The 13,158-nt window shown below is 52.7% G+C and carries 10 protein-coding genes and 1 pseudogene; 3 read left to right on the top strand and 8 right to left on the bottom strand.

Annotated features, from left to right (window positions below; translation table 11 throughout):
- Positions 1 to 11: 11 nt before the first annotated feature.
- Together HDF15_RS04860 and HDF15_RS04855 are read right to left on the bottom strand one after the other, a co-directional pair.
- Positions 12 to 806 (bottom strand): TIGR03435 family protein, encoded by a 795-nt coding sequence (locus HDF15_RS04860; protein ID WP_184253273.1) that lies wholly within the window; start codon positions 804 to 806, stop codon positions 12 to 14.
- A gap of 1,009 nt (positions 807 to 1,815) precedes the next feature.
- Positions 1,816 to 3,843 (bottom strand): hypothetical protein, encoded by a 2,028-nt coding sequence (locus HDF15_RS04855; protein ID WP_184253271.1) that lies wholly within the window; start codon positions 3,841 to 3,843, stop codon positions 1,816 to 1,818.
- A gap of 512 nt (positions 3,844 to 4,355) precedes the next feature.
- Between HDF15_RS04855 and HDF15_RS04850 the strand changes: the two genes are divergently transcribed.
- Together HDF15_RS04850 and HDF15_RS04845 are read left to right on the top strand one after the other, a co-directional pair.
- Entirely contained in the window at positions 4,356 to 5,288 is a 933-nt protein-coding gene (locus tag HDF15_RS04850) for a site-specific integrase (protein ID WP_184253269.1), read from the top strand.
- Between the two features lie 284 nt (positions 5,289 to 5,572).
- Positions 5,573 to 5,812 (top strand): annotated as a pseudogene (locus tag HDF15_RS04845) (transposase); the annotation flags it as partial.
- A gap of 75 nt (positions 5,813 to 5,887) precedes the next feature.
- On the opposite strand, the gene HDF15_RS04840 reads toward HDF15_RS04845, so the two are convergent.
- Both HDF15_RS04840 and HDF15_RS04835 read right to left on the bottom strand, forming a co-directional pair.
- On the bottom strand, positions 5,888 to 6,421 hold the full coding sequence (locus HDF15_RS04840; RefSeq protein WP_184253267.1) for an AAA family ATPase: 534 nt from the start codon (positions 6,419 to 6,421) through the stop codon (positions 5,888 to 5,890).
- 847 nt (positions 6,422 to 7,268) lie between these two features.
- Complete coding sequence (locus HDF15_RS04835) at positions 7,269 to 8,096, bottom strand: helix-turn-helix domain-containing protein (protein WP_184253265.1); 828 nt, start codon at positions 8,094 to 8,096, stop codon at positions 7,269 to 7,271.
- Positions 8,097 to 8,284: 188 nt separating this feature from the next.
- Here HDF15_RS04835 and HDF15_RS04830 point away from each other — a divergent pair, with 188 nt between their 5' ends.
- Positions 8,285 to 8,854: a cupin domain-containing protein gene (locus tag HDF15_RS04830; RefSeq protein WP_184253263.1), complete on the top strand. Its 570-nt coding sequence runs from the start codon at positions 8,285 to 8,287 to the stop codon at positions 8,852 to 8,854.
- Positions 8,855 to 9,116: 262 nt separating this feature from the next.
- Here the strand turns inward: HDF15_RS04830 and HDF15_RS04825 are convergent, their stop codons facing one another.
- The 4 genes from HDF15_RS04825 to HDF15_RS04810 form a co-directional block, all read right to left on the bottom strand.
- Positions 9,117 to 9,611, bottom strand: coding sequence for a hypothetical protein (locus HDF15_RS04825; protein WP_184253261.1), 495 nt, complete (start codon positions 9,609 to 9,611; stop codon positions 9,117 to 9,119).
- 221 nt (positions 9,612 to 9,832) lie between these two features.
- Complete coding sequence (locus tag HDF15_RS04820) at positions 9,833 to 10,828, bottom strand: NADP-dependent oxidoreductase (RefSeq protein WP_184253260.1); 996 nt, start codon at positions 10,826 to 10,828, stop codon at positions 9,833 to 9,835.
- 76 nt (positions 10,829 to 10,904) lie between these two features.
- A complete protein-coding gene (locus tag HDF15_RS04815; RefSeq protein WP_184253258.1) occupies positions 10,905 to 11,900 on the bottom strand; it encodes an AraC family transcriptional regulator in 996 nt (331 codons plus the stop codon).
- A gap of 6 nt (positions 11,901 to 11,906) precedes the next feature.
- Complete coding sequence (locus HDF15_RS04810; protein WP_184253256.1) at positions 11,907 to 12,965, bottom strand: NAD(P)-dependent alcohol dehydrogenase; 1,059 nt, start codon at positions 12,963 to 12,965, stop codon at positions 11,907 to 11,909.
- Positions 12,966 to 13,158 lie beyond the last annotated feature (193 nt).

Genomic DNA, 13,158 nt, shown 5'->3' with positions numbered 1-13,158 from the left:
CTTACGCCGCCTTAATCAGGTGTTGGCTCGTTGTCAGTATGATCGACGACAAGAGTATTTACCGTAACTTTTTGGGCCTTAAGCTGAAGACCAAGCTGCTCCTCCAATGCGATCGGGAAACTTGGCCAGCTCGATTCCGTATCGCCATCTTTTGCGAAGTGCAAATCAATGTCGAAGGTCCCAGCGATGCCCGTTTCGTCGACAACAGTGTTTTGTTCAACGGAGGAAAGTAAGGCAGCTATCCCGTTGAGATCAATATTTCGGCCACGGATATACCCCGGACGGATTGAATTGCTGAAAGGTTGGCCGGCGCTATGGGCCTGTGGGTTGATCTCGGACTTGGATGCCTGAAGCTTAAGACCTCCCTTAGCTACAACCAAAACATAGCCGGAAATCTGCTTCGTTCCCGAGTGGACCGATACATGGAAACGTTCCTCAAGCATCTGACGCAACATCGGGCGGACATTTTCGGGATTCCACAGCGTGCCGTTGGGAGTAACTGCCGAAACCGTGTAGGCGGTAGCGAGCGCTTGGGAGCTGCCTCCCTGAATGTTATCCGGGTGTACCTTCCATGCTCGAGCGATGAGTTCGCGAAGCGTGATGCAAGTTGCTACGTAATGAGGGCTTCCAGAAGGAAACATGCTGTAGCAACCCGGCGTGAAGTGTGTCGGCTTAATCGAGACAACCTCGAAGCCAGACTCTGGAGCTAAGGCTGGTTGCTGTGCATGAACAACTCTCGAACCAAACCCTATAAAGCTGATCGCAAAACAACGAAGAGACAGTTGCAGCACGCATAAGAAACGCAAGGCGAAGACCTCCGGGTACGATGCAGCTAGCCTCATACTGGCTGAAACTTGAACCAGCTGAAGACTAACTCTGGTGTTGGTACAGCAAAGCTGGGTCCTTCGTCGCTACAATACACTAACAAACTCACTGGTAAAAACATCTTTCAGATGACTGCAATCACGTTATATCAGAGAACGTAGCTGTTCAAGCGCAATTTCATTAATGTTCTATGACTTGGCAGCAGCTCACAAAACAGTACATCTTGAAAGTTCTACGGTCGTGCTGCACAGTTCTACGCTCACCTCGATTTGCCTTGACACGAGCAAGTCTGTGGCACTAGAGATCCAGGGACCGAGGCCTGATGTAACGAAGCAAGGCTCCAAGCGCTTGAAGCCTGGCGGCAAACTATGCACTTGGCAAGTCCGGATGCGTTGCGACGGATGGTGCAATACCATTCTAAGCAAGAATCATGGAATGGTGTGCTGTCACGAACGCTTCTGTTGGAGATAAGGCCCGCCTTCAGTTGTTCATCAATCTTCGAACAATTAGCCGCATCACTCGGTTCTCGCGGCGAAAAAGTACAGGCCATAGAAATGAGAAAGTTCGCAATTCAGGCGATTGTAGTGGAACCACCCGCTGGAGTTGTGGTGGAGAAGTGAAGATCTATAGACGTTTCGTTGAGCCGGTCAACCGCCGTTCTATCATGCGCAAGTGGCCTGCCCTCAGAAATCTCTCCCAATTGAAACTGGAGTTCCCTCACACAAGTGCCTCTCGCAATAAGTCGTCGCGGTCAGGCATTGGCTCATATTTATAGCTTGACTAGGGCACGCCCGGCAGATATCAGGTTGTATGTTCGCTGGGCAAAACTCCGACGAGAAGTCTTTTGCATCGAGCTGAAGCGGTACTTGAACGGTCGAACTGCTCGGCCAGCGTAGCTAGTGTCTCGCTCGTTGAGCACCGTTAAAGTTGTTTTGCTTGAGTATTGCCGTGTGGTTTTCCGTGGCTGTCTGTCTGGTCGTTTTCTAGTTCTCAGTGATCGTAGGGCTGGGCGGCATCGTAATTCCTACTTGTTCCGTTATCTGATTTACCGAAAACGGTATCGGCCGACATATGTGAGCGCTTTGATATCGAGAAAACCTCAAACATTTTACGATAAGATTCTACATAGCCAAACTCGGAATCTCCAGGAAGCAAAACGAGTTCTGGGTGAAACCCCACCTTAGCTCCTTTCTCAAGTAGGACGTTTGCCTGGCGTACGGGAGAGTGATAATCTTCAGCACCGTGCGTTATACGTGTTGGGATAAAAGCTATATTCCGCAGCCGCAGCAAGACGTTCTGCCGACTTGCCTCCTGATCTCGCACCGCCGTATCAACGCCTGTTGCTGCACCTATCGTACTGATACCTCCAAACATATCCGGGTGATCCTCTGCGAGCAAAAAGGCGCTTCTGCCGCCGCCGCACTCACCAGCCAGATAAACTCTAGATTTATCTATAGCAATGCGGAATTCTGCGTCCTTTATTGACTGCAAAATATCAGCTTCTGCAAGATCTGATGGTAATAGCTCGCCGCGGGCAAATGGTTCAATTACAGCCATCTTGTAGCGATCCGCAAACCTAGAGTATTTCAAGAGGGACGCAGGGTGGAGCGTAATCCAATTGTCGAAGAAGGGAAGTATTGGAGCACTTGTGGGTAAGATGACCGCAAGCGGGATATGTCGAGATGGAGGTACCCCAGATGGAACATGCATATAGTAATACTGAATAGTGTGGTCAATCTTTGAAATAAAGGAGATTAATCGGACACGCGGGACTTCGTCAGTCAGTCCGTCATACAAGGGCAAACGATGAATGCTCCATTCGAAATTCGCGATTAGGCTAACGAGCAATTTCTGCTTATCAACGGCGAACCCCGCGCTAGCATCTTTGACTGTCGTGGCAAGTCGAGATAGGCCGGCACATGGAACGTTTATTCGAGCACCTCTGATGCATTGGGTTTGATATTCTTTCAGGCGCGTTACTGGGTTACCCAGGAAAATCAATTCTCCTACTGTTAAGGCGTCGTATTTAAGGCTGAGAGAATATAGTCCATCTGGGATATAAGATGTATCAATCGTCGGCTCAGTTAGTGGACCATGTCTAACGACGCGCCCTCGTTGATCGAGGATAGAATAACTCTTTAACGTATCCTTGCCACGATCATAAATAGATAGTATCGGAGCGAGAACTATCGGCTCGCCACGGGGAATCACCAACTGAGCGGATAGGTCGAAGAGTCCACCGTGTTCGCGGATGAACGCGTAAGCTCCTTCACGCGTCGCGATCCATACAGCAAAATCGTTGCGGAAGGGGAAGCATAACATTTTTATTAAGAGCGTATTCTTTCCTGTTCGGAGGTGAACGACGGTTCCGACATGAGCGTACCAGTATTCGCCCACCGAGCCAGGCGACGATTGTGTTTGAAATTGATCGTTCAGCCAAATCTTGATCGGAGAATTTGTTGCGGAGAGCAATATTACATCCTGCTCATTAGGTGAATCAAGAAATGCAGCAGCATAGACAACTTTAAAGACATGATATTCTCCCCAATAAAGTAGCTGTGTCTTGATGTCGGGAGTTGGAAAAGTTATATCCTGATTCAGGAATTCTTGTTTTGTGATAGGCGCTTTATCTTCTGCAGCCGGGTCGCGATCGAAGCTGATTCCGATATTAGTGCGGGGCAGCGCTATGTGCAATGGTGTCTCTGCCCCATGGATATCATGAAGATAATCATGGAGAAGCATATTACGTTCAGTTAGTGGCGTGTAATGCTGATCCTCGGTGGCAGCGACGAATGGTCCGCATATTCTCCATTTATAGACTCCGATTACCGATGCATGGTCGGAAAGTGCAACCGCAGTCACAGGAAGATCGGGGGTGTATCGGGCGGCGCGATGTCGATAAAAACCCACTAAGGCAGTTAATAAGGCCAATAAAATGAGCAGCGATAATGCTGTGATCGCTCGCTTAATGCGCACATTCCGTGTCCCGCGATCAGCGTTCTTCACCGGGTAGAACATGTTTGCCTCCTGGCCATTCATAAATATCGGTCAAGTTTCAGATTTTACATTGCGCCGGACAGATGAACTCAAATTTGCAGTGAAGAGACAATGAACTTCCCGTCCATCCGGTATTCATTGTCAGTACGACGAGAGAATTCGATGATGGAGTCCTTATCGGTACGGTTCCTCCTCACAGCACCCCACCCACAATCGTTCTGAGGTGCGCGGTCCATAATGGAGACAAACCCCGCTAAAGATTTAGTGGGCCGGGACATGCGTTGCGTTGTGGGCCTGAGGCGTCCCTTACCCTCGTGGGCTTGATCAAGAATAAAGCGCGTTGCGTACATATTCTTAGAAGCAAGTATCTTGTATTGTTTTCGGAAAGCAGAGATGATCTAGCGGAAGGAGCTTCGAACAATGAAGCGTCGCGTCTGCTCCTACGATATGTTCGCCGTCCCTGAAGTGTTGTTTTTCACGATCTCTGTCGTATTCTTATCACGCTAAATGTCGTATATCTAGCTTGAGGTGAGATGGATAATCTGCTTCTACCCGCGCCGGAGCTTACGGAGAATGCCGCGGGACAAGGTGAGCTGACGGAGGCGCAGGTTCTGCTAAAGCAGATGGTGCTCGACTCTGTCACGTCACCGAATACGCGACGGAGCTATGCCCTGACGCTGGATGAGCTGTTCGCTTTCTCTGCTGGCAGGGCGTTGACTCGCGCGGTGCTGCAGGAGTGGAAAGCCTTGATGGAAGCGCTGGCACCGTCCACTGTCAATGTAAAGCCTTCAGCCATGCGGAGGCTTGTCGGAGAGGCCCGTCGCAACGGCTTGATCTCAGCAGAGGATGCCGCTAATTTGTCCGACATTCCGAACGTGAGACAGCGTGGCAACCGACTGGGAAACTGGCTCACACGAGAGCAGGCGAAGGAGCTGTTGCAGGTCCCGGCTCGCTCAACCCTGAAAGGGAAGCGGGACTACGCAATCCTCGCCTTGCTGGTTGGATGTGCTCTTCGCCGGCGTGAGCTAGCTACGCTTGAGATGTCGGATCTTCATGAACGTGAAGGGCGTTGGGTGATTGCGAACCTTTGCGGCAACGGCAACCGGATCCGCACCGTTGCCGTTCCACTCTGGGTCAAGAACGCGATCAATGCTTGGCTAGATGCAGCTGAGCTGCTGGAAGGGAAACTCTTCCGGTCGATGACGAAGAGCGACAAGGTCGCCGGCGAGAGCCTGAGCGATTGGGCAGTCTGGGCGGTTGTACAACAGTCAGCGGAGCAAATCGGCATCGAGCGGTTCGGGGCTCATGATCTGCGCCGTACCTGTGCGAAACTCTGTCGCAAATCGGGTGGCGATCTTGAGCAGACTAAGTTTCTGCTGGGACATTCTTCGATCCAGACGACGGAACACTACCTCGGCTCGGAGCAAGAGATCGCAATCGCGGTGAATGACAATATTGGTTTGTGAACTCAGGTGTCACGCTGCACTCAATTCCCGGAATATCTCCCGGAGGGTCATTATGTTGCAGATAAATCCCGGAATCCGCCGTGTGTTTTGTACTTAAATCCAGGAGCGGAACTGCGGCAAGGAAATGGGATAGGTTCGTTTTAGCATTCAAATCCCGGACGAACTCTAACTTGAACTTTGTCCGAGGTTTGGGTGCAAAATTCCAGGGTTTCAATACAACAACCATGCATTCAAATCCCGGAAAAGGATTGAAAACAAAGAATCGTGTTTCCGGGAATTGAGTGCAGCGCGACAACTGGGTTGTCTACGCCAAGCCGCCCTTCGGTGGTGCCGAACACGTTCTCCACTATCTCGCCCGCTACACCCACCGTGTCGCGATCTCGAACCATCGCCTCGTCAGCTTCAAGGACCATCAAGTCTCCTTCCGTTGGAAGGACTATGCAGCCGGCAGCAAGCAGAAGGTTATGACGGTTTCAGCCAACGAGTTCCTGAGGCGCTTCCTCATCCACATTCTGCCGAAAGGCCTGGTGTGTAGCTTGGATCGCAATGTGGCGTAGATATTTGAGCGCTATTTGGCGTAAGCGTCTGTACACTCGAGTTCAGCTCTGTCCGATAATCAGACTGTCTCTTGCGGCAGTGACAATCTCTTTGGAGACTATTTCAGAATGATTCACCTTTAGGAGTCGTTCGACCTGGGTCAGTAGGCGGGTCAGCAGTCGGAAGTTTCCCCCGCTCATTCGGATCAGAGTGGCGATGACTTCGGGAGCGAGCAATGCGTCGGGAAGTTTCACGCCAGCCGGCAACCACCGTTCGTTTAGAAGTCTGGTCATTTGCGCTTCGTCTAAGGGGCGGAACTCGTGGACGAAACCGATCCGCGAATAGAACTGAGGGAAGCGAGCGATCCTCTTTTCGATGCTGGGCATTCCGATCAGCACCATGCCGATACCCCCGTCGTCGAAGATCGACCTGATGACTTCAAGGCTGTTCATGTGCAACCGGTCGGCTTCGTCAACCAGGATCAGAGTGGTTGGATCGGGGACAGCTCTCTTAGGAGCTTCGAACCGTTCAAAGGTCTGGAAGTATGTAGGATCAACCGCTGGTCGATCACAAGGCAAGCAGCCCGGCTTGTTCATGATCTCTGCGCGCCTTGCCTCGTCCCGCAAGCGGATTGCATCAAGAGCGTCGGTGGCTTCCTTTCGAATGGGACAAAGAGACACCTCCTTGAGCCTCTCTCGGGTTGTGCGGATGTCAGACTGGACTCTTGCTGGCGTGTTCACCACTTCGGTGGTGTACCAGGCACACCAAGTGACCATCTGCTTCGCGCCGCATCCACTTGAGCAACCTGTTTTCCAAGTTGTCCTCCATCGAGGGTGCAGCGGGTAATTTGCGAGGCGCCCTCTTCGAGTTAGTCGTCGGTCACTGCGTGCGATCGCTGGAGGGTGGGTCTGTAGACATTGGATTGATTGTGACTAGCGACCGGGGACAGCGTGCGGAGATCGGTGTGCGGAATATCCGTGAGCGGATTGTCGCGATTTATGAATGCAAGGGGTATCAACCGGATTCGAGAGTCTGTTTAGGTGAGATAGAGAAGTGGTTTGAGAAGAGGGTGCCAACGATTTTCAATGCATTGCGACGAGAGGAACGGTTTGCAGACATGCAAATTCGCTTTGGGTTTTGAACATGCGGCGGCTTTGCACCGGATGCCAGGGTTTCCTGGAAGAAGCTCAGAGCTCTCTCCGAAAATATGCAATTGCTTGGAAAGACGGAAAAGCGATTCAGGAGTATGTGCGGTCGCTGAGCGCACCAGGCGTAAAGAAGATCTTGGATAAGCACTACTTCAAGGACCCTGTGACGCGGTCATCCGGCGAGAGATCACCTGATGCTCATATACAGAGGTAGAGGCGGCCACAACACCGATTGCGGCTCGTTTGAAGAGCCTAGGCTTACGGCCTCGAGCTCGATACGACGATCTCCAGATGTTTAGATAGACCGCCGGAATAGTGTTGGGCTAATGCCGGTGATCCGGCGAAAGACGCGAGCCATGTGATGCTGGTCTGCAAATCCGCATGCGAGCGCAACTTCCGCCAGAGATGCTGCTCCGTTGCGAATCTGACGCTGTACTCGTTCGACCCGTCGGTGAAGTAGGTACTGGTGCGGACTCATCCCTGTACTCTGGCGAAAGCTTCGCAAGAAGTGCGAAGGGCTAAACCCTGTTTCTTTCGCAAGATCTCTTAGGCGAATATCGCTGCCTAGATTTGCCTGTATGTAGTCGATGCTTCTGCGTAAATGAGTTGGAGCTAGACCGCCAGTAGAGTGCCTGCGCTGCGATGGAAAGGCCGAGTAATTGTGCCACAGATATTGCGCCAGCGCGGTAGCGATGCTGTCTGTGAAGAGGTGGCCATTTTCATAGTTGGTATCACTTTCCGTCATCAGGATAGATGAAAGGTTTGTCAGGGTTGTGTCTTGCAAAAACGGATGATGCTGTATCTCCGGCACCGGATACTTTGTCTCTCCGCTTACTGCGAGCATCACTTCGTCGGCGAGGATGATGACGCCGAAGTCCGCACTCTGGTCGAGAGTGTATGTTCTCGATCGGTCGTATTCGCAGACAGACACATCGTTTGGGCTGATGTTCGCTGAGAACAGACCTGAGCATCCTTGCCACGTGCTTTGATGGTTCGAAAGCGAAAGCCCCAGACTCACGTGCGGAATCGCAGGCGTGTCCCATTCCCCTTGTGGAGCGGTCGTTTTGAAGACAGTCGCGAATCGTGGGGACGAGGGGGAAGTCGGCTTTGTGGTTTCATCCATCTCCCCATTTTCTCATCACTTTGTGCACACCAAGGTCGCTTTCGGCACATCTGCTTAGGCCGAAACTGCTTCAATTGGACGTACGGAAGAGACATCGGCGCAGCAGAACGGGATGGCTTGCCGCTAAGACACCTACAAGCCATGTTGGTGTTGTTGGCACCGGGCATTAGGCAATCGAAGGAGGAAGAATGCAGCAAGGATTAGTGACAGGTCACGTCGTTAGGAAATTGGGCCCGAACGAGGGGCGCACTATTGCCGTGGGTGGTACACGGCTGATATGGAAAGCTACGGGTGAAGATACCGGATTCGCAACAAGCGCGTATGAGATGGAGTTGACCCCGGGCAACGGCATTCCCATGCATAGCCATGCCTATGCAGAGATTTTCTATATTATTTCAGGGCAAACCGATTTTGTATGGATCGATATAGACGATCAAGAACACTGGGTCCGCTGCAGTGCTGGGGATACACTGGTGGCTCCTATCAACGTACTACATGCATTTCACAACCGGACAAAGGAACCGACCCGATTTATGAGTTTCTCAACGTACTATCATCAGGTCGGGCTGGATAAGTACGGCATGGCCGTGAGTATCGACGATCCTCTGCCGCCTCCTCAAGAGCCGACCGAAGCCGATGGAAAGCAATATCTCGAAGTTCTGAAAGACGCATCGAAGACGGTCGATATGTACTTCCCGCTTATGCATGCAAAAAACGGGATGGAAATCTTTGAAGATCTTGCAAAGCGTAATCTCTGATTCACCGACTTCTTGCCTTACTTTAATCTTCGAACACTCTGGTGGGCCGGTGCGAGCCGGCCTGCTCTCGTTTGGGAGCGTCTGCGACGCTTGTCCGGCGAACTCCAAGAATGGACAGTAGAAGATGCGACCACCGCACCTGCCGAGACTTGCCTGTTCTAGGATTGATCGTCCTGATGAGTTGGCTGATCTGCTCTTGGAACTCGTCTGATGCAATGCCAAGGCAGGATTCCCTTGGCTACGGAGTTCTTGGAGTTTTCGCTCATCGCTTCTGAGGGTAGAGAGCGCGCATTTCGGCCAATCTTTCTTCCGAAACGGTGCCGCCGAGGTGGTCGATCACTTCAAAAAGTGTGGGGACATTAGAGCCAATACCCCATTGTCCATCCTCGATTTCGACGCACATTGTGAATATCCCGGTATCTTCATCTTTCTCCCCAACGCCAAGCGCAGCCTTCAAAACGCGCGCGACTTCTCGAACCGCTCTCGACTTCAGCTCAGCATTCATTACCCCCCGCGGTGCGATAATACGCGCGAGTGCCATCGTTCGGCCCCTGACGTATGTTTCGTCGAAGCGGCCCCCGACCGCCCAACTGTCGGCAGGCATGGTGTGGAACCACATCCAGTCAATCATTTTCGCGGACTCGTTAGGCCCTCCGACCTCTATAGTCATCATGGTGTTAGACAACTCTTCTGCAAGTCTGGCGCGAATATCATCGGACAATCGTTCTCTGGTAAATACCTCGACAAATGGCATCATCTCTCCTATGTAGCTGTGTCAGCGGTTGATGAAACAAGGGTCCTTGTGATCGCAAACGCATTGGGGAAGCCCAAGGCGGAACCGGTTGGTGGGGCGGAAGGTTTCACGCCGGATCGGTAGGCATCGAAACTTCAATCAGGCATCAACCTTCCTTTGAAGATATTTACGGTCGGGCCTCCATTAGCAGTCGGTGTCTCATTTCGGGGATTTCTGATTCAAACTCATAGTCCGACGAGCACCTTGCCTACGTTCGCTCCGGAGAAGAGTTGAAGAAATGCAGCGGGAGCCTGCTCGATGCCGAACTCCAAGGTGTTTTTTGCGATGACCTCACCACTTTCAATCCATTGGTTCATCTGTTCGATGAATGCGGCACGGCCGGCGAGATGGTCGGAGACAAGAAAGCCTTGCAGAAGTAGGCGTTTTTCGATGGCCATCAATAGGTTCTGTGGTTGTGTGCCAGCGCCGCTGTAGCCGGAGATCATGCCGCAGAGAGCAAAGCGGGCAAAGTTACGTGCAGAGGCTAACGCAGCATCCAGATGTTCGCCACCAACATTGTCGAAATAAGCATCGATGCCTTGCGGCGCAAGCTTACGTACAATCTGTGTGAGGTCGTTCGTGCTCTTGTAATCAATGATTCGTTCGACGCCTAGACTGCGAACATACTCCACCTTGTCCGCGCCGCCAGCTGAGGCGATGACTGTTGCGCCAAGCAATAGAGCAATCTGGCAGACGACGGAACCAACAGCGCCGGCGGCTGCGGAAACGAATATCGTCTCGCCCTGTTTGAGACGGATGACTTCCGTTAGACCAATGTACGCGGTATGACCGGTGTTACCGCAGATACCAAGGTACATCTCCGGGGAGGCTACGGGGACCGATGGCTTACGCAGGGCCTGCGGTGCAGCATCGAACACCTCCCGCCAGCCCAGCATCGACAGCACGGTATCTCCAACGTGGAACTCAGCGTTGTTCGATTCGATCACTTGACCGACCGCCGCGCCTTCCAGCGCTTTTCCAATCTGGAATGGAGGCAAGTAGCTTTCGTAGTCACGCATACGCCCGCGCATGTAGGGATCGACCGACATCCATTGGTTGCGTACGCGCACATGCCCGTCAGCCAGCGTATTGAGCTCAACTTCAGCCAATTTAAAGTTATCGAGTGTTGGCGTACCTTCAGGACGGCTTGCCAGCCGGATCTCGCGTGATGCAGTGTTCATGTTTCCTCATGCCCTTCGTTCGGTATTATCGCCAGGAATTTGAGAACTCGTTGGCCGGAAATCTATTGCACGGTATTTACGCGCGGTTCTCTTCACGCCAGAGACCTGGTGGGACACCTTCCCAAATGCGAAAGGCCCGGACGAAGGAGTTTCCATCTTCGTAACCGAGAAGATAGGCGGCTTCGTTGAGTTCGAGTACGGAGTTCTTCAGGTAGTAGCGGGCCATCTGGTGTCGGGCCTGATCAAGCACACCTTGAAAGCTGGAACCCGCCTCTTTGAGTCGGCGCTGCATCGTTCGGGAGCTGACGTGCAGGTCGCGCGCAATCTCTTCGATCACGGGGCGGCGACCAGTGAGACGGCTGCGGATGGCATTGCCCACGAGTTCGATGAAACTGTTGTCTTCTTTGTTCAATTTGAGGGACTGCTCAAATTCTGGTGCGAGAGCATCCAGCAGTTCCGCATTGCGTGTGATGAAAGGGATAAGTGCGTCGGAGGCGCGAAAGATGAGTGCGTTGCGCGGCGCGTTACAGTGAACGGGGCAGCCAAAGTGACGTTCGAGTTCGCGGACATGGCTGCGCGGCTGAACAAACTCAAGACGCAGTGGAGAGATACGGGTGCCGGTACCGTGACGTGCGATGTTGAGCATCCATGCGAAGCAGGCCTCGAGAAATACCTGCGGATCTGTGTCGAGTGCCAGTGTCCAGCGGAACTGAATGCTCCACTCATTGCCTTCTTCCTGGTGAATAATCTCCTCCGGCGCACAAAGGCTTTTGTAGCGTGCAATGTGGCGAACTGCAGCGAAGAAGTTCTCATTTGTCAGAGTGGAGAGGGCGATGGGGTCGAAGCGTTCGATTCTGCTCTCTGAACTGAGCTTTACACCGACGGCGGGATCGTTACTGACAAAACCGATGGCGTCCCAGAGAGCAAAGAGCTGCTCAGTCGAGACAAGGATGCGCGTCTGCTCGAAGAAATTATGCGGAAGCCCCGCCCTGCGTAGAACCGCAGGCACGGGGATTTCGAGTTCTTCTAGGCGGGGCCGAAGCATACCGGTGACACGGAAGTATTTTGTCATGGAGAGTTATTCGGACTTGAGTGATGCCATATCGATGCAGAAACGATACTTTACATCTGATTTGAGCAGACGGTCGTAGGCTTCATTAATCTTCTGGATCGGGATAACTTCAACATCGGCGGTGATGTTGTGCTGACCGCAGAAGTCGAGCATTTCCTGCGTCTCCGCGATGCCTCCGATAGGCGAGCCTGAGATGCTGCGGCGGCCGAAGATGAGACCGAATGAATAGAAGCTGAGAGGCTTCTCCGGTGCGCCGACAAGAGTGATGTTGCCGTCGACAGTGAGGAGCTGGATGTAGGCGTTGATATCGTGGTCTGCAGCTACGCAGTCGAGAATGAAGTCAAAAGAGCCAGCGTGCTTCTGCATCTGCGCGGGATCGCTCGAGATGACGACCTCATCCGCACCGAGACGTACAGCATCCTGCACTTTGCTGGGGGACGTGGTGAAGACGACCGTGTATGCGCCAAATGCTTGGGCAAACTTCACTCCCATATGGCCAAGGCCGCCCAGACCGACGATGCCAACCTTCTTGCCCTTGGTGACTCCCCAGTGGTGAAGGGGCGAGTAGGTTGTGATGCCTGCACAAAGCAGCGGAGCGACGGCGGCAAGATCAAGGTTGTCAGGAATGCGGACGACGAAGTGCTCATCCACAACGATGCTCTCGGAATAGCCTCCATAGGTGGGCTTACCGGTGTGCTTATCCATGGAACCGTACGTCATCGTCATGTGCTGGCAGAACTGCTCGGTGCCAGCCTGGCACGAAGTGCAGGTCCGGTCGGAGTCGACGAGGCAGCCGACGCCGACGATGTCGCCCTCTTTGAACTTGGTTACGGCAGGTCCGATCTTTGTGACACGACCGACGATCTCATGACCCGGAACGCAGGGGTACATGGTGGGAAGGACGTCCTTCCATTCGTTGCGCGCGTAGTGAAGGTCAGAATGACATACGCCGCAGAAGAGAATCTCGATCTGCACGTCGATGTCGGTGGGATCGCGCCGCGCGATCACAGAGGAGGCCAGCGGCGATGTTTCACTCGTAGCGGAGTAGGCTTTTGTATCGAACATAAGGCTAAGTTAGAAGTTTCTGAAAGGCAGCGTTATGCATACTGCGCCAGTTGGAATGCAGAGTGCGCCACAAACTACGTGCCATTGATTTATTTGCTGTGATCCGATGCTTCGGTCTCTTTTCTCCATTGCCAATTGCTGGACGCTGGGGAGGGTCTACCGCCGATCGCCTTTCTGTAAAGCAATCTGGTGC

The sequence above is a fragment of the Granulicella mallensis genome (genome assembly GCF_014203225.1).
Classification (GTDB): Bacteria; Acidobacteriota; Terriglobia; order Terriglobales; family Acidobacteriaceae; genus Granulicella; species Granulicella mallensis_A.
Note: the sequence above shows the minus strand (reverse complement) of the source record. Positions and strands in the feature narration are given on the sequence as shown.